Origin of the sequence: Siccirubricoccus soli (assembly GCF_024178315.1) — a bacterium.
Lineage (GTDB): Bacteria > Pseudomonadota > Alphaproteobacteria > Acetobacterales > Acetobacteraceae > Siccirubricoccus > Siccirubricoccus soli.
Map to the genome: position 1 here is coordinate 1 of NZ_JAMZIK010000079.1, position 366 is coordinate 366.

General features: G+C 60.9%; 1 protein-coding gene. It reads right to left on the bottom strand.

Annotated features, from left to right (window positions below):
• Nucleotides 1–181: 181 nt before the first annotated feature.
• The coding region (locus NJ376_RS13095; RefSeq protein ID WP_252953715.1) for a hypothetical protein at nt 182–366 on the bottom strand (185 nt) is incomplete at its 5' end.

Below are 366 nucleotides of genomic sequence, written 5' to 3' on the forward strand. Positions count from 1 at the left end.
GGGGGCTGGCTGACGGGGTGGCTGGAAGCGCCTAGAGCATATCCGATCAGATGGAATCACCTGATCGGATTTCTTGCCCTAGAGCAGATCGCTGTAGGGCGGCATCGCCCGAAGGCGTGAATCTGCTCTGCAAACAGAGGCGTAGAGCGTTTTCGGTGAACGCATGTAAACCGAAAACGCTCTAGAAAACGCAAGATCTGGAGCAGCCTCCGGCCTGATGGATCACGCCATGATCCATCAGGCCGGAGGCTGCTCTAGGCTTTGCCGAGGAGAGGAGCCTGATGATGCCGACCAACCTGCCCCTGCCGGAAGCCGACCCCGCGACCAGCGCCACCGTCAAGGATTGGCTGGCGCGCTTCGCGGCCT